The following is a 22,270-nucleotide window of genomic DNA, read 5'->3' on the forward strand; positions in this document are numbered from 1 at the left end:
CTTGTGAGTAGATTTTTTTCTGGGTCATAATTGGGATTTTTCTTGACTACCCCATTTACCCAGATTTTTCTGTTTTGTCCAACCCCTTCCCTACTTACTTTTCAACCACTTGTGTCCGTCAGCAAGCCCGTCGTGTCCGTTTCATCCCGGAGACGAAACCTTAGAAGAGTGGAGCCTTATTTCATGAGTTTTAACCCTTTTTTGCATAGTCTGTCGCCTATAAAGGCTCCACTCTTCTTACGGTAACTTCTGACCCTCCTTAAAAGAGAGGGGTTCTCACGTTCCCGGATATTTGGATAGACCCAGCATTGAGAGGAAAATTGGTCATGGTAGGTGACAACAGGCAACAGGGGATAGGGGATTTGACCCATGATTAATCATTAATTATTAATCCATTATATAGCGTTTATCTTCCGGTTCAGGTAGATTCAATACCTTGAAAGCCCCGTGGAAAAAGCCTTTGGCAGCACTACATCCCGACTCCCGACTCCCGACTCCCGACTCCCGACTCCCGACTCCCGACTCCCGACTCCCGACTCCCGACTCCGATTAACCCAAGACGAAAGTCCCTAAACCCATTGATAACTGCTATAATTGTAAGGTTGTGTTCTGCGATATGGGAATTGATTGAGCGCTACACCCTACCCGAGATGGGGGAATTGTGGACGGATACCTACAAGCTCAAAACCTGGCTTCAGGTGGAAATAGCTGTTTGTGAAGCACAAGCGGAACTGGGTAAGATTCCCGGTGAAGCAGTAGAGGAAATTAAGGCAAAGGCGGATTTTGACCTCAAGCGGGTGCAAGAGATTGAGCAAGAAGTCCGCCATGACATGATTGCCTTTCTGACTAATGTGAATGAGTATGTAGGGGATGTGGGACGCTACATACACTTAGGCTTGACTAGTTCCGATGTTTTAGACACTGCCTTGGCACTGCAACTGGTTGCTAGTCTAAATATTATCCTCGAACAGATCGAGAAGCTTGCTCAAGCGATTCGCTACCAGGCACAACAACATCGCTACACGGTGATGATTGGTCGTTCTCACGGAATTCATGCTGAACCAATTACCTTTGGTTTTAAGCTGGCCGGTTGGTTAGCAGAAGTTTGCCGCCATCGCGATCGCTTAGTGGGTCTGCGTGAAAACATATCTGTGGGCAAGATTTCTGGTGCTGTGGGAACCTATGCCAATATTGACCCTCAAGTGGAAGCGATCGCATGTCAAAACCTGTCACTGCAACCTGATACTGCCTCAACCCAAATTATTTCTCGCGATCGCCATGGTGAGTTTGTCCAACAGTTAGCTCTGTTAGGGGCAACCATTGAACGGTTTGCTGTGGAAATTCGCAATCTCCAAAAAACCGATGTCTTAGAAGTAGAAGAATTCTTTTCTAAAGGACAGAAAGGTTCTTCTGCTATGCCACACAAACGTAATCCAATTCGTTCTGAACGGCTAAGCGGGATGGCACGAATTCTGCGGAGTCATGCGGTGGCTGCTTTAGAAAATGTTGCCCTATGGCATGAGCGGGATATTTCTCATTCTTCTGTAGAACGAGTCATTCTGCCAGATGTGTGTATTTTAACTCACTTCATGTTAGTGGAAATCACAGATTTAGTGAAACACTTGTTGGTTTATCCAGAAAACATGAAGCGGAATATGAATGTTTATGGGGGTGTGGTCTTTAGCCAAAAGGTGTTGTTAGCGTTAGTAGAAAAGGGGATGAATCGGGAAGATGCCTACAGTATTGTTCAGTCTTGTGCCCATCAAGCCTGGAATCAACCTGAGGGAGACTTCTACAATTTGATTACTAAGGATCCTGAGGTTACTAGTAAGCTAACTCCTTCAGAAATAGAGGAATGTTTTAATCCCCAGCATCATTTTCAACATTTGGACGAGGTTTATCAACGGTTGGGAATCTAGGCCACTGATTGTAAGCATATGCGCTACGCGCACGCTACTTGAGGTGCCGTCAGCTGTCAGCCGTCAGCTTAAAATAAACCTCGTTTCCCGTAGGGTGACCCAAAGGTCAAGGCCAAGGCTGATAGCTAAATGCTTACTACTTATTTTAGCAGTTCTTAATTGGGTATTTAGAACTGCTAAAATAAGTAGTAAGTATACCTAAATCATTGTAAGTATTCAGCTATCAGCTATCAGCTAAAGGCTGACCGCTGACGGCTATCAGCTAAAGGCTGACCGCTGACGGCTGACCGCTGACGGCTGACCGCTGTTCGCGTAGCGTGCGCGTAGCGCATATGCTTACAAATCATTTCCCAAGATGAGGTTGTCATGACCCAGAGCTTAGAGCGCACAGGTCTAACTATTTCGTTACCGGATCATACTCAACTACCAGAATCCAATGGCGAATTTGTGAAGAACTTCCATGAGCATCCCCAAAGCATTATTTTAACTGATTCTATTGAACCGGTTCTCCAGAAAATTCATCCGGACAGACAATACGCTATTGGTCAAGACTCAGGTATCTATTGGCGGATCACAGAACCTTTAGAAAGAGGAGCAGAAGCTCCGGATTGGTTTTATGTACCGGGAGTACCTCCTCTGTTAGATGGTAAAATTCGTCGTTCCTATGTACTTTGGCAAGAACACCTAGCACCTCTGATTGCTCTGGAATTTGCTAGTGGCAATGGAGACGAGGAAAGGGATTCTACTCCTTTATCTGCTACTGGGGAAGAAAAAACTAAACCAGGTAAATTCTGGGTTTATGAACAAATTATTCGCATTCCCTACTACGGAATCTATATATTTGATACTGGGGAGTTAGAAGTCTATCATCTAGTTAATGGTAAATATCACCAGATGAAGACTAATCAAAGGGGACATTATCCTATTGAACAGTTAGGGGTAGAATTAGGTGTATGGGAAGGCTCATATCAGAATCTTAATCAGAATCACTTGTGGCTAAGGTGGTGGGATACGGAAGGTAATCTACTGCTGATGGGCAGTGAACGAGCGGAACAAGAAAAACAACGGGCTGAGCAAGAAAAACAACGAGCTGAGCAAGAAAAACAACGAGCTGAGCAAGCTGAACGTTCACAAAGAGATGCTATTCCTAAGCTATTGGCAATGGGACTAACAGTGGAGCAAGTGAGTTCAGCTTTAGGCTTGTCTATTGAGGAAGTAGAGAATGAAGAATGAAGAATTTAGAATTTAGAATTTAGAATTTAGAATTTAGAATTTAGAATTTGGAATTTAGAATTTGGAATTTAGAATTTAGTTGGGACAGTCCGTCCCGTAAGGCACCACCGGGTCAAACAGCAAATATGAGATGCACCCGATTGCTGTAGCAATAGTAGAGTGGGTAAAGCTTTTCCTTACCCACTCTATCAGCTCTCCATGGCACGGCTTTTGAGTGCGACACCTAACGGGATTTTACTTATCCGTTAACTGGTTTAACCAATTGGTCAAATCCACTTCAGTTTCAAAATCTAACAACGCTTCTCCTAAATCCTCCAACTGCTCAAAGGATAACTGCTCAATTTGATTTTGTAATTGGGGATTTATCTTACCTAAGCGACGGTTAATTTGACGGATAATCAAATTAAGCTCATTTCTTGATGCAGTCGCTCATGGGGGAAACCCCCAAGACCGCGCTGCATCGCTGCGCTTTCCTTGTTCTAATCCCTGTCCTAATCCTTGTTCTAATCCTTGTTTTAATCCTTGTTTTAATCCTTGTTCTAATCCTTGTTCTAATCCTTGTTCTAATCCTTGGCGAATAATTCGTTGATAAACTACTGACTCTTGCATCATATCCTCCCGAAAATAAGCTTGAATTAACTGTTCATCAAATTTAACCCCAGCCAACAGTTGCACGCAGGCAGATAGGTTACGCTGCTGTTGTCTATCTTCAATCATATCGATTCTGGCTGCTACCTGGGATAGCAAGGTTTCCCCCATGAGCGACTGCATCAAGACAATGTCAAACATCTTAATGGGTAGTACTATATATAGTATTTCTAGCTAATTAATGAATAATATTGCTGATTTAGGATAACATCAAAAACTATTCGGATATCGTTTATTCTGTTCCCTGTTACTTTTTTATATCGCGCAAACTTTCTAGATTCTTACGGATGCTTACAGTGTTAGGATGATTTGACCCTAACTTCTGTTCTGCAATCTCCAAAGCCTGGACAAATAGGGCTTCGGCCTGATCATAGCGCCCCTGATTACAGTAGAGTAATGCCAGGCCGTTGAGACTTTTGGCCACCGAGGGATGGTGGTGATCCAGCAGCTGCTTTTTCATCTCCAAAGCCTGTTGATAGAGGGGTTCCGCCTGGTCATAGCGCTCCATTGACTGGTAGAGAAATGCCAGGTTGTTGAGACTGGTGGCCACCGAGGGATGGTGGTGACCCAGCAGCTGCTTTTTGATCTCCAATGCCTCTACATGGAGGGGTTCGGCCTGTTCATAGCGCCCCATTAACTCGTAGAGTCCAGCCAGGTTGTTGAGACTGGTGGCCACATCGGGATGGTGGTGACCCAGCAGCTGCTTATACATCTCCAAAGCCTGTTGATAGAGGGGTTCCGCCTGGTCATAGTGCCCCATTGACTCGTAGAGTCCAGCCAGGCCGTTGAGACTTTGGGCTATATCGGGATGGTGGTGACCCAGCAGCTGCTTTCTGATCTCCAAAGCCTGTTGATAGAGGGGTTCGGCCTGGTCATAGCGCCCCATTAACTCGTAGAGTCCAGCCAGGTTGTTGAGACTGGTGGCCATATGGGGATGGTGGTGACCCAGCAGCTGCTTTCTGATCTCCAAAGCCTGTTGATAGAGGGGTTCGGCCTGGTCATAGCGCCCCATTGACTTGTAGAGTGCAGCCAAGTTATGGAGACTGGTAGCCACATGGGGATGGTGGTGACCCAGCAGCTGCTTTTTCATCTCCAAAGCCTGTTGATAGAGGGGTTCGGCCTGGTCATAGCGCCCCATTGACTTGTAGAGTGCAGCCAGGTTATGGAGACTGGTGGCCACATCGGGATGGTGGTGACCCAGCAGCTGCTTTTTCATCTCCAAAGCCTGTTGATAGAGGGGTTCGGCCTGGTCATAGCGCGCCATTGACTTGTAGAGTAATCCCAGGTTGTTGAGACTGTCGGCTACATCGACATGCTCCTCACCCAGCAGCTGCTTTCTGATCTTCAAAGCCTGTTGATAGAGGGGTTCGGCCTGGTCATAGCGCCCCATTGAGTAGTAGAGTCCAGCCAGGTTGTTGAGACTGGTGGCCACATCGGGATGGTCTTGACCCAAGCGGGTTCTGGTTATCTCTAAACATTGCTTACACAACGCTTCAGCCTGGTCATAGGTACCTTGACCTTCATAGAATCTTCTTAAGCCAACAAAAGGCCATATTAAATCTTCATCCCTGAGCCAATCAGTTAGGACTGTGGCAGTTTCAACTAAATGAGGGATGGCGGGGTTAACTGCTGCAATGATTTCCTGAGTTGGTGTCTGGGGAATCAATTGAGCTACAGCCACCATTACCTGACAAAAGCTTTGCTTGTAGCCATCGGCCTCTGGTAATTGAGCCAGCTTGGTCTGGAAAAATTCTCGAATTAGTTGATGGAGTCGATAGGTTTGCTGTTCGGTCAGTTGCAATAGATTACGATTGACTAGGAAACTATCCCGTAATTCTTCCAAGTCTTCTTGTTCTTCTTCCCATTCCTCCTCATCTTCAGTTTCGATAACACAAGACTCTACTAGTGACCAATCAAAAGGAGCAGGAGCAAACAAACTCAAACGACATCCCAACTGTTGGGCTTCTGGAGACTCTTCCAAATCTTCCCAGGATAACTCAAAGGCTGCTGCAACTCCCAACTGGGCTGTGATCTCCCCTTGTTCTGTTTGATAAAGTAATGCCTTTGCTGCTAATTTCTTTTTCTCTAAACGTTTCTGAACTTTAGGGATAGTTAAATTTGGATGTATATCTAAATATCGTCCGACTAACTCCAAAGCTAAGGGCAAATAACCCAACCATTCACATAACGCTTGTGCTTCTTTTCGTTCCTGATCAATGCGCTCTTTTCCAACAAGGGATTCCAATAATTCCAATGCTGCTTCTGGGGATAGTACATCCAAGTCAATTCGTCGGTAAGAAGCCCCTGGACGCTGACGGCTGGTGACCAGTACTTTGAAGCGGGATTGGGCTGGAGGTAAGTAGGGCTGAATTCTCTGTTTGTAGTCGTTGCTGAAAGAAGGCACATCATCCAGCACGATCAATGCTGTTCCTTCTGGCCAATGCCCCCAGCAGTATTCTACCTGTTGGTTGAACTCTAGTTGATCTGGAATGGTTAATCCTAATTTAGTACGGGCAAAATTGACAACTTGAGTCCCGAGATCCAACCCTCGCACTGGGAACCAGCACAAACCACCAGGGTAGTTGTGCTGATTGTTCAGAGCATATTGTAGAGCTAATTCGGTTTTGCCCACACCGCCCATTCCGGCAATGGCACAAATCACTAATTGATTGGTCTGTTCAAATTCCCGATGGAGCTGCTCAAGTTGAGGGTCCCTACCGACAAAGTGGGGAGTGCCTCGATTGATAATGTTACTGGGGGGATTTAATTTTGTCCGTTTTTTTTTACTTCTATTCCATTGATGTTATACAGCCACCCAGGAGTTTTGAGGCATTCTTTGATAAATTTCTTGACACTAAGATAGAGCTCACTGTCTGGAGACTTGGGTTTGGATATCGAAATGTGGTCATCTGGCATGGCAACCGGCTTCACTCCTGCAATGCCTGGGTTGGCACTATCCTCGTCTACAACCAAAATCCCTTTCAAAGGCTGGGTTTCGTAATAGACCTTTGTGTCAATTCCTAAACGAGGAGCATTTTGTGTATACCACTGATTTAATTCCCTTAACTGAGGGGCATGAGCTTTGAGTTCCTCCACACTTACTGTAGTTCGTGTAACAATGCGAATTTTATCAATTACATCAGCTAGATCAGATCCAGTGTGGGGAGTACCCAGAAATACTATTCCTTTAGTCTGCTCAATAATGCCTTTATAGTTATCATAATCATTAGCACTACGAAGCATCTTTTTGACTAAAAGCCCGCCCAGACTGTGAGTAATAAATACTAATGGACGTTTACCCAGATCCCGACTATCTAAGCAATCTAATAAATTACTGGCTTGATCGAAAAGAGGCATACTGCTGTTGCTTTTCCAGTTTGTCGCTTTAGCGTTATACCCAAAAGACCAGATGTTAAGACCTAGCTGATCGTTTCCTAACCAAACTGGCCAGAAGTCATCATCATCCTGTTTTTCCTTAGGATGCCACGTGCTTCTAGCATCCCCTCCCAGCCCGTGAACAAACACGATATCCGCACTGGGCAATGAGTCCTGGTCGCTTGAGATTTTAATGAAGCCCGTCAATTTATTCAAGGATTAGCCTCCAGTTAATTATATAGCATTAACCAGTAGATGCATGAAACCCAATCTCGATTTAGTTTAACACAGGGAAATATAGGGAGTAGGGAGTAGGGAGTAGGGAATAGGGAGCAGGGAACAGGGAACAAAAGTTATAACAATTCATTTTATATACCTATCACAATTTCTATTATATATTTTATTTTTTTTCTTATTTTTGCCGATGATATCAGTAAATTAACTCCCCAAAAAAACGCGATTGACCTGCATGTCACGCTAAGCGAAGGCATTCCCGATTCCCGATTCCCGATTCCCGATTCCCGATTATGATTGGGTATTGGTGGGCATTGCCCATTTCATTAATCGCCGTTCAATCATGATATTTATCGGCAATGCCCACCCTACGATTCTTTTGCTGTTTGACCTGGTGGTGCGTTACGGGGCGGACTATACCAAGGCTGGCGCTTGAGCAAACAATTAGGGCAAGTCCGCCCCTAACGCACCCTACGCAACTGTTCCCGATTCCCAATTCCCAATTCTAAATTCTAAATTCTAAATTCTAAATTCTATTTCTTTTCCGTACATTTTCTTTCAATACCCCTTCAGAAAAAAAATTCTAAAATTCCTTGACAATTTTAACTATAATCGTTATGATTATATTTGTAAACTTCAAACACGAGTTTAATTATGACTGAAGACTTTGTACCAAACGAAAACAACAATCCTGAAGAGACTACTCCCGGTAATACTCCTCAGGAACCTTCTCCAAAAAAATACCCAGTTAAGCACATTTTGAAAGGGTCACGTAAGGCAATACTCAATACCATGTATGCCCTTTATGCACTGCGTTACGCGGAAATCTCGGAGTGGAGCCCCCTTCAGCCCACTGGGATCCCAGGGGAATTCATTACGATAATGACGAAGTACTTAATTATCGGTTAAACTAACTTATGGGGGGTTTTACCCCCTTGGCAAAAAAATCGGGTCTGATGTCAGTAGTCAGCGGTCAGCGGTCAGCGGTCAGCAGTCAGCGGTCAGCAGTCAGCGGTCAGCAGACATAACTCAGATTAAACAAATAGTTACCTGTTTTATTCAAAAGCTGTTGGCGTAGCGCATAAGCTGATAACTGATAGCTGATAACTGATAGCTGATAACTGATAGCTGTTCCCGTAGCGTGCGCGTAGCGCATATGCTTACGGTCTAATCATATCGGATTATGTTGTCTGGTTTGGTTTACAAAGTTGAGTCATAAAGATAAATTCTAGCCGTGGAAAGTATTTCTGCGGCTATTTTTTTGGGGGTTGAAAGTTGTTCGGTTGAAAGTTGTTCGGTTGAAGGTTGAAAGTTGTTCGGTTGAAGGTTGAAGGTTGTTCGGTTGAAGGTTGTTCGGTTTAAGGTTGAAGGTTGTTCGGTTTAAGGTTGAAGGTTGTTCGGTTGAAAGTTGCGTAGGGTGCGTGATAAGACGGGCTCACCCTCATTTTCTGCCTCGTCGTCAGCATTGCTACAGCCGGTCGGTGTAACGCACCACCGGGTCAAACAAGAATCAAACCGGTTAGTATGATTAGTGAAATTGTTAAATGCGTTCGCATAGGGTCGGCGAAGCCGAATCCCATTGAGTATCAGTTAACAACAATTGTTCGATTGTAATTAATTCTTGGTGGGCAGTGCATACCTACGCAAAATCCAAGCCAGATCAATCGGTCTGTTGCACTGCCCACCCTACATCTACTCTTGCCTATTGCTAGCATGCCTATTGCCTATTCAAAAGGGTGACAAACATCATTAACCTCCGAGTTGGTCTTCAAATAATCTTGTATCCAATTGCAACCATAGATTAGTAACTGATCTAAATCGAGGACTTGATCTAAATCCCATATAATAACAGTGTTGTCTCCACTAGCGGAGGCGAGCATCTCACCATTTGGGCTGAAAACTACGGCTAAGACGCCATCGCTATGTCCTTTCAGGGTAGTTAAAAGGGTTCCATCCTGCTTCCAGAGTTTGACGGTTTTGTCATAACTAGCGCTAGCAATTCTGTTACCGTCAGGGCTAAACACTACTGCTAATACCCCTGCTTGATGACCGTTGAGGGTAGTAATCAAGGTACCATCGCGCTTCCAGAGTTTAATGGTTTTGTCCCAACTCGCTGACGCAATGGTTTCACCGTCGGGACTGATGGCAACGCTGTAAACCCGGTCATGGTGTCCTTTCAGGGTAGTAATCAAGGTTCCGTCTGGCTTCCAAAGCTTGACAGTTTTATCCCAACTGGCGGAAGCAATTAGAGTCCCGTCTTTCTTGATGCAGTCGCTCATGGGGGAAACCCCCAAGACCGCGCTGCATCGCTTGCTGAAGGCTACTCCATCAATGCGATCGCTATGGCCCTTGAGGGTATTAATTAAGGTACCGTCCTGTTTCCAGAGCTTAATGGTGTTATCGGCACTAGCGGAGGCAATCATCTCACCGTCGGAGCTGAAGACTACTGCTAAAACGGCGCTGGTATGATTTGTTAAAGTTTTTAGCAAGCTACCGTTTCTGTGCCAGAGCTTGATGGTGTTATCGGCACTAGCGGAGGCAATCATCTCACCATCTGGGCTAATCGCTATTCCGGAAACTCTAGCACTATGGCCAGTTAGGGTTCTTTGTAGGCTACCGTCTTTATTCCACAGTTTGACTGTGTGATCCCAACTCGCCGATGCAATGGTTTTTCCGTCTGGGCTAATGGCCACTGCCCAAACTAAATCACTATGCCCCCTGAGCCTGGTGAGGATGATGCCATCGGGTTTCCAGAGCCTGACCGTTCCATCCCAACTCGCGGATGCAATAGTTTTTTCGTCTGGGCTAATGGCCACACCGTACACTAAATCTTGATGTCCTCTGAGGGTAGTGAGTAATGTGCCTTCCCAACTCCACTGGTTAACGGTTCCGTCCCAACTCGCGGACGCAATGGTTTTACCATCTGGGCTGATCGCAAGGTTGTAAACGCGATCGCTATGGCCCTGAAGGGTGTTTAGTAAAGTGCCATCAGTACCCCAAAGTCTAACGGTTTTATCCCCTGACGCTGACGCAATGGTTTGACCATCTGGGCTGATGGCAACGTTGTAAACGCGGTCATTATGCCCCTGAAACGTCCTTAGTAATTTCCCATTATAGCCCCAAAGTTTAACGGTTTTGTCCCCTGACGCTGACGCAATGGTTTGACCATCTGGGCTAATGGCCACTCCATAAACAGTAGCGCTATGGTCTTTAAGAGTAGTAATCAAGGTACCGTCAGCTTTCCAGAGCTTAACGGTTTTGTCTCCAGACCCTGAAGCAATCATCTGGCTGTCGGGGCTAATGGCAACACCATAAACGCCAGCTTGATGGCCGTTGAGGGTTTTATAGGGTCGGGGTTGAAACGTTCCCTGACTATCCCGTTTCCAGAGTTTGACGGTTTTGTCGTCACTAGCGGAAGCAATCAGATTGCCGTCTAGGCTAATGGCAATGTCGTAAACTCCAGCTTGATGACCGTTGAGAGTAGATAGTAGTTTACCATCCAGTGTCCAGAGTTTGATGGTCTTATCGTAACTAGCGGTAGCGATTAGATTAGCATCCTGGTTAATGGCAACTGCCCAAACCTGATTACTATGCTTTACTAAGCGATTATATTCAACAGTCCCATAAACTGCCTGTCTTAGCACCGATTCTACTTGAGTTTCCGTAGTGGGGTCTGCGTTACCAAAGCTTTTCAATCGTTCCTTGGCTCTGATCGCTTCTACTAGGGCGTCCAATTGTTGATTGGAGGCAAAGAGCGCTGCTGAGGATTTTGCGATCGCATTCATTTCGCTAATAGCTGAGCGTCTATATCCGAGGTAAGTGGTCACCCCTAACCCTGTGGAAACCATCAATGCTGTGCCCACTGCCATTAGCAAGAACTTGAGTCGTCTGGCACTTTTTTTCTGTTCTGCTAATCTTGCTTCTGCTTCCTTAGCCCGTTCTGCTTCTAAATACCGTTGCTGTTCAATCCAGCTTAATTCTTGAGAAGCAGCTAAGAATTCATCATCTACTATACTCAACCGTTTGCCCGCTTTCCAGTTTAAGGCTTCTGCTAAAGCTTGTCCTCGCAACAGCCGAGAATTATCTTCACGGTTGGAGGCTAACCAAGCGTTTAGGGCTTGATTATAAGGTCGCAGATTCCCTAATTTTTGCTCAACCCAATCCTGATTAAAAATAGACTGGTAGATGGGATTATAAACCCTTAATACTGGGGAAGTTTTGTTATCCTGACCAGGCTCCTTGACAACTAACCCACTTAGCCGTAATTCTATTTGTTCAGGAGTATCATCTGCAGCAATTTCTCCCTGTTGTAAGATTTCCTGATAAAGGGCTAATAACCGACTAGAGCCTTGTTCATTTCTGAGAATGCGTTCCCGTAGGGTTCGTAAATGCTCCGGTTGATCATTGGCTTCCCAGTTTTCAATAATTTCCTTACGCACAAGCTGCTCTAACCAAAATCCTTCCGTACCAGGGGGAATCGTCAGAGAGCCACTAATTGCCTTTTGATTCGATATCTGCACCAGATAGCACAGCTTTTGAGTCAGAAATGGTTGTCCTCCTGTCCAAGCCAATATCTCTTTGAGAATAGTTTGATGATTCTCTACTAATCCTACTAATCCTGATGCTAATGGTTGAGCTTCTTCTAGGGTAAAACCATGCAAATCAATAGCTTTACCAATATTAAAAGGAGTTCGTTTTATCTGGGAAATTAAATCCGAAGGGGTGGCGACTCCAAATAAAGCAAAGGTGAGGCGATTGTAGTCTGGATTTTCTGCTCGCTGGTTATAGCAGGATCGAATCAGAGCAAAAAAATCATCGGTCGGGAAATTGAGGCTAATCACGCTATCGATTTCATCGATAAAAATAAAAATCTTTTCGCTTTTGAGGTTAACTAACAAAATCTCTTCGATCACCTGACTCAATCGCTGGATTTCCGATAAATCATCGTGCTCACGCCACCAAGTTTTTAAATTAACCTTCCGGTAAAGTTTGAAATTCCTTAATAACTCAACTACTAATCCCTTATACCACTGCTGGGGAGTAATAGTTTCGCTACCAATGCGCGTCATATCAATAGAAGCGCAGCTAAAACCAGCCTGTTGCAGTCGATGCTTGATCCGTAAGCGCAAGCTAGACTTACCCATCTGTCGGGAGTTGAACACATAACAAAACTCACCCCTAATTAAGGCATTATAAAGTTCAGCATCAGCTCGACGCTCTACATAACTAGGGGCATTTAATTTTAAACTACCACCGACTTGATATTCGTAGGTGTCCATGTGTAGCAGTTTTGAATTGGGTGAGCTATTTTTATTCTGGGTTTTAGGGAGTAGGGAGCTAAGCTATCAGCTATCAGCTATCAGCTATCAGCTTTCAGCTATCAGCTATCAGCTATCAGCTATCAGCTATCAGCTTTCAGCTATTAGCTATTAGCTATCAGCTTTCAGCTATTAGCTATCAGCTTATGGGTTAGGTCACAGCGTCGAAGCCTGTGCCACCCTACTGTTCGCGCAGCTTGCGCGTAGCGCAATCGGTGCTTTTGAATAAAATAAGCTGACCGCTGACCGCTGACTGCTGACTGCTGACTGCTGACTGCTGAATGCTTACAAAATCTTGAACTATTAAATTCTCCCGTCAAGGTTTATCTTAAGCACCTCAAGTAGCGTGAGCTTTTAGCTGACGGCTGACAGCTGACGGCACCTCAAGTAGCACCTCAAGTAGCGCATATGCTTACTGGGAATCAAAATTTGGGATACGTAACAATAAAGTTATCCTCCGCTTGAGCATTGTAATTCAGTCCAGATTCAAAACAGGTTACCGGAAATCCCATGGGAATACGGAATCCCTGACATATTGAGTAGTGGGGTTTTTGTCGTTGTTGGTTCATTGTTTCCTTAGGGAGTAGGGAGTAGGGAATCGGGAGTCGGGAATCGGGAATCGGGAGCGGTGCGACCCGTGGCGAATTTAATTCGCCTACGGAAAGCGCACCGAGGGAGTCGGGGGAAGAAAATTGACTGTACCTCATCTAGCAATTATCAGACTCATTCGGAGTTTTTTTAGGGTTATGTTATATCAGCAATACTTTTGATTATATACACAACATACTATAGCATTAAATTTAAATTATAGGTCATAAATTTGCAGTTTTATTGTTAATATAAATAACCATAATGAATGAATTAGTATACTTCTCAATATTGTTGAGATATAATCGAAAATTGGATGGCTGATAAAACGCTGATGAATTACTAATTATTGGGTAAATAATTTATAATTACTCCTGAGGCGATACTCCTGAAGTGATATTACTGACGCGATACTCCAAATTCTTAACTTCTGGATAACGTTGGTTATATAGAACTAAGGTAAATCCGTTTAATCACATTATTTATAGTAATATTGTTTGTTGTCCTTTGTGTTTTATACAAAATTAATTAAAAATTCACTATATAGCGTTTATCATACTTATGAGGTACAATTTTTTCCCGATTCCCGATTCCCGATTCCCGATTCCCGTTCCCCTCCTGGGAGGGGTTAGGGGTGGGTTCCGATTCCCAATTCCCGATTCCCGATTCCCGATTCCCTGAAATGATTATTCAAACCCTACCTAAAAACGTAGTTCATCTAATTGCTGCTGGGGAAGTCATTGATTCAATAGCGGCAGTGGTGCGAGAACTGATCGAAAATTCCCTTGATGCTGGGGCAACTCGGATTACTGTTTCCCTGTGGACTGAGCAATGGCGGGTACGAGTGGCAGATAATGGCACAGGGATGGAGGTGAAGAATTTGCAAAAAGCGGCTTTTGCCCACAGTACTAGCAAAATCTGTAGTAGTGATGATCTGTGGAAGATTACTAGTTTGGGATTTCGTGGGGAAGCGTTGCATAGTTTGGCGGCTGTGGCAGAGTTAGAAATTTTGAGCCGATGTCCAGGAAATAGTCAGGGGTGGCGAGTTATCTATAATTCCCAAGGTCAACTGCGTCAGATTGAATCTGCTGCGATCGCACCCGGTACGATTGTGATAGTGTCTAATTTATTTGGTAAATTGCCCGTGCGTCGCCAGGGTTTACCGCCGATGGCACAACAGTTGCGTGCTGTCCAAACCATTATTCATCAACATGCTCTGTGTCATCCTAGGGTTAGCTGGCAAGTGGAGCAAAATGGACGTCCATGGTTTAATCTTTGTCCTGGTCATACTGCCCAACAGATTCTGCCTCAAATTATCAAGCAGTTAAAGGAAAGTGATTTGCAGCCGTTAACGGTAGAAGTGCCCATACCGGATTCGGCAACAGAACAACAACAGGATAAAAGCACCAAGGGAAATGTCGGAAATGGTTTGATGGAGCTAGTGTTAGGATTACCCGATCGATGCCATCGCAGACGTCCAGACTGGGTAAAGGTAGCGACTAATGGACGAATTGTGCGATCGCATGAATTGGAACAAACCATGATCACAGGATTAGCTCGAACCTTGCCTCGCGATCGCTATCCCATTTGTTTCCTGCACCTGCGGATTTGTCCGAGTCAAATCGACTGGAATCGTCATCCAGCAAAGACCGAAATTTACTTACACTCCGTATCTTACTGGCAAGAGCAAGTTGCTGAAGCTATCGAGCACGCTTTGCGAATCACCCCAGCCAATCTCCCAGAAACCATTCACTCCAACAGGGTAAAACAGTTACTCAAAACATCAGAAGCTAGAGGAGGTTACACCACCAGTCGTTCAATTCAAGGGATAGTAGCTACTCAAGAAATTACTGACAAAACTGATAGCAAAATTGATAGCAAAATTGATAACAAAACTGATGATATTGGGCTAATCCAACTGCGAGCCATGGCTCAGCTTCATAATATGTATATTGTAGCCGAGCATCCTACTGGTATTTGGTTAATTGAACAGCACATTGCCCATGAACGGGTGTTGTATGAAGAATTATGCGATCGCTGGCAGTTAGTCCCCTTAGAACCTCCCATCATTCTCCAGCACTTATCCCCTAGCCAGGTGGAACAACTACAGCGCATTGGTTTAGAAGTGGACCCCTTTGGAGAAGAGCTGTGGGCAGTACGGAATGCTCCAGAACTGTTGCGTCAACGAGATGATTGTGCCAAAGCCCTATTAGAGCTGAGTTTAGGAGGAGACTTACAAACCGCTCAAGTAGCAACTGCCTGCCGCAGTGCAATTCGCAATGGCATCCCCCTGAGCTTGTCAGAAATGCAGCAGTTATTAGATCAGTGGAAAAAGACTAGAAACCCTCGCACTTGTCCCCACGGGCGTCCCATTTATTTATCCTTAAAAGAGTCTGCTCTTTCCCGTTTTTTCCGCCGTCATTGGGTAATTGGAAAAAGTCATGGGATATAAGTAAGAGTTGGCAGGTTGAAGGTTAGAAAGTTGAAGGTTAACAAGTTAGCAAGTTGTTCGCCCAAGGCGTTCGGTGTAGGGTAGGTTAGCCAGTTGTTCGCCCAAGGCGATTCGGTGTAAGGAGTGACTGAATAGAAAATATCTATAGCGTTTATAAATGAGATGTAAACCTAGGAGGTATTTTTTTATTGGACAATACACTTCAGATCTCTTTACCCTCTTGCCTTTAGCCTTTTGCCTCTTGCTTCTTGGCGTTTGGGAGTATGTTCACAACTCAAATATAAACCCTATATATAATGACTGCTAGACATTGTGTCTTTAGTCATGGTGCTAGAGGGTAGACAATTAATTCTATAATCAGGATGAATAAAAAATGGCAATAGTTGTCAGGGTTTAAACACTATGTCGTCTACTAAAAAACAAGCCAGAGGTTTTCCACAACAACTTAAGTTGAGCAAGCCTCGCCATAGATTATCGATTTGGCTCAAAACTCAGCAACCTAGTAGTTTAGGTCGTTCTAAAAATGATTGGAACTTTAGCAATCAGGAACAAGGCTTCACACTGCTTGAGTTGCTTGTAGCAATTATTATCATAGGAATTTTGTCTGCCATTGCACTTCCTACATTGCTGAGACAAGCTAATAAAGCAAAAGAAGTTGAAGCTACTACTAGGGTGCGGAATCTACTACAACTTCAACATGAATATTATATCACTAATGGAGAATTTGCTAATTCCCTAGGGGAATTAGGATTTTCACTTTCTTATGAGACTGAACAATACCAGTACATGGTATTACCTCCTCAGCCATTATTAGATGGTTCAGTTTTGTTAGGTTTATCTAAACAGCCTGAGCTGAAATCTTATGCAGGAGTAGTGTTTTTACAAGATGGTCAGACTAATACCTGTCCTAAGATTCCTATAGATATCAACACGGATAATTTGAATAAGTTAATCATCCCACTTATTTTTAAGATTCTTGCTAATCCCAAAGAATACTGTTCATAACTCCTCTAGAAGATGCCGTGAACTCAAAGTGTCCATAAACAGGGTAGTGATCACAAAGATCCCGTCGGAGGGTTTCTGTTGCTTGATTCCATGGTTGGTCTGCACGAATGAGACGAACCTGATAGAATGCTTCTACTAGACGTAAATGGTTGTTTGAGTAAAAAATAGGAGATAGTTTTCGGTGTGTTGTAAGCATTCAACTGTGAGGCTATCAACTATCAGCTGTCAGCGTCACAGCGTCGAAGCCTGTGCCACTATTCCCGATTCCCTATTCACTGTTCCCTGTTTCCAGAATATCTTTGAGCAAAATGTTCTTGCAGTATGCGGTGAATGAAGATATAACCACCCCCAACTTTTCTTAACAAGATACGTTCTGTGGCGTAGTCAAGGAAGCGGGCATAATGCCAAGGAGTATAGCCTTGCCACCAGAGAATTAGACGTAACGTAAAGTGTTGAATTAAAACAACTCCAGCAAATACTGGTCCTGTTCCACCTACTATCCCAGTAAGTAAACCAACCGCTAATGCAATACTGATGAGCTCATGAGGTGCTTGGATGTAATTTAAGCTATAGAGTATTCCTACAAAAAAAAAGATTCCAAAGAAAATACCAGCATTTTTAGCTGACTTCCAAACACCCTGGTTAGGAATTATGGTTTGTTCTAGGTTTTCTCCTTTGCCTAAAAAACCAACCAGTCCAGGAAGTGTTGAGAATACTATAACCTCAATAAAGATATCAAAATAAGCTCCGAACTGGCTGAGATCATATCTTTTTGTAAACAACAAACGCACAAGGATATAAATTAAACCACCTATTAGTCCAACCGTTCCATATCTTATGGCTTGCTTAGGATCTCGCTTGATAGTGTCAATAATTCCTATTTCTCTGTTGATAAAGCTTAACAAGAACCCCATAGCTACTCCATCAGCCGTCACAGGAGATAGAATAGCCCTCCATTTATCATCTTTTATGCCCTCTCCAACCATGGGATAGATCATTAAAGCAGTAATGATGATATAGAGTAGCCCAGATATAATTCCAGGAATAAGCTTAGATAGTTTTTGAGATAGTTTTTGGATTTTTTGAGGGATCAACTCAACCCTAAAACCTGGTATAGTTATAGTTTTCAAATAAGATAGCACTGGAAAACTTAGACAGGATACTATAGCTGCTATCACTGAAGGAATTACCAAGGAGATTTGTACTCCTATATCATCGGTAACCTGGGTACCAAAGTGTAAGGCTGTAGTCAATCCAGCTATCAGTCCAAGAATCACTCTAAAAACAACACTATAGATCCATTGTTGAATACCTACAGGTAAGCAATCAGGCTGCATCCGCTCAATTAATAATTCTTTTCGCTCTCTTTGTGTGATTTGATGAGCTATCCAAATTAACCATTTTTTTGAGCTTTTTTTTGAAAATTTTACCGGCTTTTCTTCAATTTTTTTTTGAATATAAGCATCAAGTAAATGCTTTCGACGTTTTTCAAATAAGCTTATGTCTAATAAGTCATTGTTTAAGTCATTGTTTAAGTCATTGTTTAAGTCATCTTTTGTCTGACCTTTATAGGCAACAGCAATAAAGTTTAGAGTCAGAGGACTTTTCACTAATTCCTGTATGGCTTCGTCTTCTTCTTTTAATTCCTTAACTCCTGACAAGGCGTCTCCAGCATCGTCAAAATACCGTTGGATTTGTTGGTCTGTAAGTTGCCTATAGAAAACAGCAGTTTGAAATTGAAGCTTCTCTGAAATTTTGTGGTAATCTCGAATTCGAGAGCAAACCACCATTTCGGTTTCTTTATAGTTTCCTATAAACTGATTGATTGCTCTAATGCAATCTCCTCTTTTGCTTTCTCTGACTTCATCTAAACCATCTAATAAAAGTAGTAGTTGCTGATTTTTTACCCAATCCTTACACTGCTTTTCAGAAAACTGATAGATTCTATTCAGTTCCGTAACCAGCCACTGGGCTAAGGGTTTTGGCTCTTTCTCCCCAGCCCAACTGGAAAGGTTGAGCACTACAGGAATTGGTAGGGTTGTGTTTTTCCTGGCATCACTGATTAATTCATCAGCAATTTCGAGAAGTGCGGTGGTCTTACCTGACCCCGATCTACCAAGAATCAGCATTGTTCTGGTGTTTTCAAGTTCCCCAAATACGTCAATTGCTCTAGTTCCTTCAGGCAGATATTGTCTTTGCCGACTTGAATTTGCTCCTTGTTGACTTGAGGGATTGATCACGGCGCTAGGGTCTTCAATTAGACCCAATTCAAGGGTTTCTTCGATATGTAAAGACTTCTTAAGAACACCTTGAATCCAGAATTTTTCTACCCGCTTAAGTAAGGTTTCACGGGGACTAGCTTTCTTGCTGGCAATATCAATTTTCATTAATTGCAAGAGAGATCCTACTATCCCCCAGGAACTGACAGGAGCTGGAGTTGAGGGCATAGTGTCCGTATCTGAGAGTCCCCGTAACTGTTTCCAGGTGATGCTTTCTTTAGCTAGATTGTGATGAATGACTGGTAGCCAACTGACTTTTGGTAGTTTATTTTTGTTCTTTTTGATATAGCTCTGTAGCTTGATTCTAGCTTCCTGTACAGAGCGATATAGAGATAAATGCGTAGTGAAAAATCCCAGAAAATATTTGAGAAACTCTTGTGCCACTTGATCAGGAACGGGTTCTCGCCAAACAATAATCTGAGCAATATCTAAATCTGCGAGTTGACGTGCTAATCCCAGTCCATTGCAGGAATTAAAAATAGCCAACTTCATACCTTGCTCAATGGCTCTTTCCATCGTCTCTCTAATCGTTTGAATATCTAGAGATTCTTCTGAATTAATTTTGAGCAAGCCAGTTTGACCATCTTCTTGAACATCACTATGTCCAGCAAAAAATAGAATATCCCAAGATTTATTTAAAAATGATTCCAATTCTTCAAGAGTTGGCTGTCGCAGAAAAACACAATATGCTCCTGGTATCTTTCGGAGTAATCGTCTATCAGCTTCCACATCAATACCTTGACCGCTGTCTCCTAAAATACATAAGATTTTGACCCGTTTCGGTCTTTGGGAATTTGAGTTCTGGTCAGTAACAATAGCAGCGGCAATTTGCTCTGATGCAGCGAAGGAGAGAGCAACATCACCAAAACAGTCATCAATAAACAAGTCCCAGCAGTGCCAGGGTAGTTTGTGTAATATATTTTTGGTGGATTCAGAGGTAATCTCATGTGTTTGAACAACGACCTGAATTTCATCCTGGGAGTTTAGATCGAGAATTTGTTCGAGTTGTTGTTTTGTAGTCCTCAGCCAATGATTGAGATCGTTGCGTAAAAGATCAAGGGACTGATCACACTTAGCTATGTACTCAGGGATAGAAAACCGAGGACGTATAGTCCGTATAATACCTCTAGAATCCTCATCCCTAGAAGACTCCAGAAGGGTTTTATATTTATCCTGCCATTCCTGATAATACCTGAGAATTTCTGGGATTTGAGGTAGTTGACAGTATATCTGTCTGTAGTTCTCTGGATCATTTTTACCTTCCTCCACAATCTTGATGGTAGCTTGACCAAAACCTCGCTGAAAATTGCCATCTTCTGGGATAATAATAACTGTCTTACTCATTTTATTTGCCTTTGTGTAGAGCTAAGCAACAAATTCCTCAGTTACAGATTCATCATTTAGATAAATTTGAACAGTGACTAGTTTTCCTGGAAGTTCAGTTAAGGCAATCTGAATCCAACTGTCTGCTTCCTGGGCTTCTACTTCCTCACTATCTGACTCAAGCATGACTTTTAATTTTAAACCCAAAGGCAAAAACTCATTCTTTTCTGTAGGATGAACTTGAAATAAAAATCCCACTTCTTGATTTTCTGCCAACCATTGACTCACTACTAAATCTACTTGTTGAGAATCTGCTGATAAACCTAGAGTAATTTTTTTAGCCCGTTCAATAACATCATCGTTTATTTCTAGATTTCTAAATGCAAATTGTCTAGGTGCCAGGACAGCATCTACAGCTTGCCATGTGTCATCAAAAAGCTTTTCCAAGTCTTTTAATTTTAAGGGGTTTACTACCGGTAGAGGTGAGAGTTCACCAATCAAGTCATCAACCGAGCGCAACCGACTAACTTCGATAACATCTGCAACGACTGTTTTAGCAAATCCTAAAAGCTGGACTTGATCTAAGTGTTCGCTAAACTGAATAGCAAGATAACCAATCCGGTCTTCGGTTACTTCTGGAGGTAAAGACACAGTAGTTTCTCCAGGTAGCACAGGACGACATTCTAATCTGCCAATGTCAGGAACAACTAAATCAGCAACATTCCATTGATGTCTTAGAATTGGATTCCAACAATCACTTTCGTTTAAATCCGTGTCAATGCCAAGATACTTAAGATATCTGTGAACTGCATAAACCGCTAATGTATTAAAATAAACCTGTTTACTTTTTGCAGTTGTGGCTTGTTCCGCTGCGAATTTGCTAGCGAAGCGGTGAGCTTCAATGCCGAGAGTAATTTCTAAATTTTCCATGTTTTGAGTTGTCATGATTCTTCCTCTCCTGAGTATCCTATATCCTTCAATTTTTTTTGAAGGAGTGGTAGGCATTTTCTTTTCCAATGGGATATGATAGTATCGTACTTAATGCCCAACTCCCTGCTGAGGTGAGTTAACTTCTCTGGTGGGTATTTGAAAAGTAACCTTTGGCAAAGGAGCTGACAGTTACAATCGGGACGCTTACGAGGATGACACTTTTGAAAGCTATGGTCTGGATCTTCCTCTACGTAACGTTCTAATTGTTCAAATATTTCCAGAATTTTCTGATTTCTGAGTTTATCAATGTAAGCGTCAATTCCATTGAGAGTAGGAGTCTCAAAACCACCATCTGGAAGTTGATCTAGTAGTGTTGAGGGATTGTCCGAATTTTCATTGATGTAGACATCTAAACTAGACTCACGACTATGTTGGTATGCTTGGTTAAGATATAAATCTTTAATCCGCCATATTAGATAACCATTTATCCATTTTAACAAGCTTGTCTGAACTGCTAAGTCTGGTTTGGGTTCAAAAGCACAAATATTTTTGATTACCCATTCCCAAGTTTGGTCTAAAGCTTCCAAATAAAGGGGATAAGAAGATTTTCGGAGTCCGGGTAACTGCTGACATTCAAGTAATAGTCGATGGATATCCCGTCGCCGTTCTTCACTCTGAAAGTCCTGATTGCCACAAATCTTATTAATAAGTGCCAGTAATTGTTGATCTGTCATAGTCATCTTTTTTTTGATAACTGGTGTAGATTACTCTTTAATCCCTGATATTTCAATAAACAAGAATATTCAGAGGGAACTTAGGGTAAGCGCCAGAAAAATTGAGCCAAAATGTGATATGGGGCAATAATTATGACCATATTAAGCCTTGATTATCAGCACTATTGCATACTTTTATCAATAGTGTTGATAATTATGCTCCATTATTAATTTTTGCCTTTACCCTGAGAGG

The 22,270-nt window shown here is 42.9% G+C and carries 16 protein-coding genes; 6 read left to right on the forward strand and 10 right to left on the reverse strand.

Going from position 1 to position 22,270, the window contains the following annotated elements:
* Nucleotides 1-447 precede the first annotated feature (447 nt).
* Both F6K63_RS29575 and purB read left to right on the forward strand, forming a co-directional pair.
* Nucleotides 448-573 carry a hypothetical protein gene (locus tag F6K63_RS29575; protein WP_267871988.1) on the forward strand — a complete coding sequence of 42 codons (126 nt, stop codon included), beginning with the start codon at nucleotides 448-450 and terminating at the stop codon, nucleotides 571-573.
* A 50-nt stretch (nucleotides 574-623) separates the two neighbouring features.
* Nucleotides 624-1,919, forward strand: a complete 1,296-nt coding sequence (gene purB / locus F6K63_RS29580) for an adenylosuccinate lyase (protein WP_044492320.1) — start codon at nucleotides 624-626, stop codon at nucleotides 1,917-1,919.
* Between the two features lie 230 nt (nucleotides 1,920-2,149).
* Here the strand turns inward: purB and F6K63_RS29585 are convergent, their stop codons facing one another.
* Complete coding sequence (locus F6K63_RS29585; protein ID WP_287265840.1) at nucleotides 2,150-2,287, reverse strand: hypothetical protein; 138 nt, start codon at nucleotides 2,285-2,287, stop codon at nucleotides 2,150-2,152.
* Here F6K63_RS29585 and F6K63_RS29590 point away from each other — a divergent pair.
* Nucleotides 2,286-3,152, forward strand: a complete 867-nt coding sequence (locus F6K63_RS29590) for a Uma2 family endonuclease (protein ID WP_287313941.1) — start codon at nucleotides 2,286-2,288, stop codon at nucleotides 3,150-3,152. The two genes, F6K63_RS29585 and F6K63_RS29590, sit on opposite strands and share 2 nt — an antisense overlap.
* A gap of 234 nt (nucleotides 3,153-3,386) precedes the next feature.
* Here the strand turns inward: F6K63_RS29590 and F6K63_RS29595 are convergent, their stop codons facing one another.
* From F6K63_RS29595 to F6K63_RS29610, 4 genes are all read right to left on the reverse strand, one after another.
* Nucleotides 3,387-3,554: a DUF4351 domain-containing protein gene (locus F6K63_RS29595; protein WP_008180046.1), complete on the reverse strand. Its 168-nt coding sequence runs from the start codon at nucleotides 3,552-3,554 to the stop codon at nucleotides 3,387-3,389.
* A gap of 27 nt (nucleotides 3,555-3,581) precedes the next feature.
* Nucleotides 3,582-3,941 carry an RpnC/YadD family protein gene (locus F6K63_RS29600; RefSeq protein ID WP_287313942.1) on the reverse strand — a complete coding sequence of 120 codons (360 nt, stop codon included), beginning with the start codon at nucleotides 3,939-3,941 and terminating at the stop codon, nucleotides 3,582-3,584.
* Nucleotides 3,942-4,047: 106 nt separating this feature from the next.
* The gene (locus tag F6K63_RS29605; RefSeq protein WP_287313944.1) at nucleotides 4,048-6,462 is read right to left on the reverse strand and encodes a tetratricopeptide repeat protein; all 2,415 of its coding nucleotides are present in this window, start codon (nucleotides 6,460-6,462) and stop codon (nucleotides 4,048-4,050) included.
* A gap of 101 nt (nucleotides 6,463-6,563) precedes the next feature.
* Nucleotides 6,564-7,391 (reverse strand): esterase/lipase family protein, encoded by an 828-nt coding sequence (locus F6K63_RS29610; RefSeq protein WP_287313945.1) that lies wholly within the window; start codon nucleotides 7,389-7,391, stop codon nucleotides 6,564-6,566.
* A gap of 672 nt (nucleotides 7,392-8,063) precedes the next feature.
* On the opposite strand from F6K63_RS29610, the gene F6K63_RS29615 reads away from it, so the two are divergent.
* Nucleotides 8,064-8,318: a hypothetical protein gene (locus tag F6K63_RS29615; protein WP_008184674.1), complete on the forward strand. Its 255-nt coding sequence runs from the start codon at nucleotides 8,064-8,066 to the stop codon at nucleotides 8,316-8,318.
* A gap of 815 nt (nucleotides 8,319-9,133) precedes the next feature.
* Here the strand turns inward: F6K63_RS29615 and F6K63_RS29620 are convergent.
* The gene (locus tag F6K63_RS29620) at nucleotides 9,134-12,688 is read right to left on the reverse strand and encodes an AAA-like domain-containing protein (protein ID WP_287313946.1); all 3,555 of its coding nucleotides are present in this window, start codon (nucleotides 12,686-12,688) and stop codon (nucleotides 9,134-9,136) included.
* A gap of 461 nt (nucleotides 12,689-13,149) precedes the next feature.
* Entirely contained in the window at nucleotides 13,150-13,434 is a 285-nt protein-coding gene (locus F6K63_RS29625; protein WP_287313948.1) for a hypothetical protein, read from the reverse strand.
* Nucleotides 13,435-13,997: 563 nt separating this feature from the next.
* On the opposite strand from F6K63_RS29625, the gene mutL reads away from it, so the two are divergent.
* Nucleotides 13,998-15,767, forward strand: a complete 1,770-nt coding sequence (gene mutL / locus F6K63_RS29630) for a DNA mismatch repair endonuclease MutL (protein WP_287313964.1) — start codon at nucleotides 13,998-14,000, stop codon at nucleotides 15,765-15,767.
* A gap of 402 nt (nucleotides 15,768-16,169) precedes the next feature.
* Nucleotides 16,170-16,772: a type IV pilin-like G/H family protein gene (locus tag F6K63_RS29635; protein WP_287313950.1), complete on the forward strand. Its 603-nt coding sequence runs from the start codon at nucleotides 16,170-16,172 to the stop codon at nucleotides 16,770-16,772.
* A gap of 272 nt (nucleotides 16,773-17,044) precedes the next feature.
* On the opposite strand, the gene F6K63_RS29640 is transcribed toward F6K63_RS29635, so the two are convergent.
* From F6K63_RS29640 to F6K63_RS29650, 3 genes are read right to left on the reverse strand one after another with little or no spacing between them, the layout of a single operon-like run.
* Nucleotides 17,045-20,395, reverse strand: coding sequence for an NACHT domain-containing protein (locus tag F6K63_RS29640; RefSeq protein ID WP_287313952.1), 3,351 nt, complete (start codon nucleotides 20,393-20,395; stop codon nucleotides 17,045-17,047).
* A gap of 21 nt (nucleotides 20,396-20,416) precedes the next feature.
* Nucleotides 20,417-21,319 (reverse strand): DUF1822 family protein, encoded by a 903-nt coding sequence (locus tag F6K63_RS29645; RefSeq protein WP_287267944.1) that lies wholly within the window; start codon nucleotides 21,317-21,319, stop codon nucleotides 20,417-20,419.
* On the reverse strand, nucleotides 21,316-22,038 hold the full coding sequence (locus F6K63_RS29650) for a hypothetical protein (protein WP_287257206.1): 723 nt from the start codon (nucleotides 22,036-22,038) through the stop codon (nucleotides 21,316-21,318). The genes F6K63_RS29645 and F6K63_RS29650 overlap by 4 nt, the downstream gene beginning before the upstream one ends.
* Between the last annotated feature and the right edge of the window lie 232 nt (nucleotides 22,039-22,270).

It is taken from the genome of Moorena sp. SIO1G6, assembly GCF_010672795.1.
GTDB classification, from domain to species: Bacteria; Cyanobacteriota; Cyanobacteriia; order Cyanobacteriales; family Coleofasciculaceae; genus Moorena; species Moorena producens.

Bases quoted from the DNA above. Each gene is read 5' to 3' on its own strand.
- F6K63_RS29620 (WP_287313946.1), bottom strand. From the start codon at position 12,688: ATGGACACCTACGAATATCAAGTCGGTGGTAGTTTAAAATTAAATGCC.
- F6K63_RS29615 (WP_008184674.1), top strand. From the start codon at position 8,064: ATGACTGAAGACTTTGTACCAAACGAAAACAACAATCCTGAAGAGACT.
- F6K63_RS29645 (WP_287267944.1), bottom strand. From the start codon at position 21,319: ATGACAACTCAAAACATGGAAAATTTAGAAATTACTCTCGGCATTGAA.
- F6K63_RS29635 (WP_287313950.1), top strand. From the start codon at position 16,170: ATGTCGTCTACTAAAAAACAAGCCAGAGGTTTTCCACAACAACTTAAG.
- F6K63_RS29650 (WP_287257206.1), bottom strand. From the start codon at position 22,038: ATGACAGATCAACAATTACTGGCACTTATTAATAAGATTTGTGGCAAT.
- F6K63_RS29585 (WP_287265840.1), bottom strand. From the start codon at position 2,287: ATGACAACCTCATCTTGGGAAATGATTTGTAAGCATATGCGCTACGCG.
- mutL (WP_287313964.1), top strand. From the start codon at position 13,998: ATGATTATTCAAACCCTACCTAAAAACGTAGTTCATCTAATTGCTGCT.
- F6K63_RS29600 (WP_287313942.1), bottom strand. From the start codon at position 3,941: ATGTTTGACATTGTCTTGATGCAGTCGCTCATGGGGGAAACCTTGCTA.
- F6K63_RS29625 (WP_287313948.1), bottom strand. From the start codon at position 13,434: ATGAGGTACAGTCAATTTTCTTCCCCCGACTCCCTCGGTGCGCTTTCC.
- F6K63_RS29640 (WP_287313952.1), bottom strand. From the start codon at position 20,395: ATGAGTAAGACAGTTATTATTATCCCAGAAGATGGCAATTTTCAGCGA.
- F6K63_RS29590 (WP_287313941.1), top strand. From the start codon at position 2,286: ATGACCCAGAGCTTAGAGCGCACAGGTCTAACTATTTCGTTACCGGAT.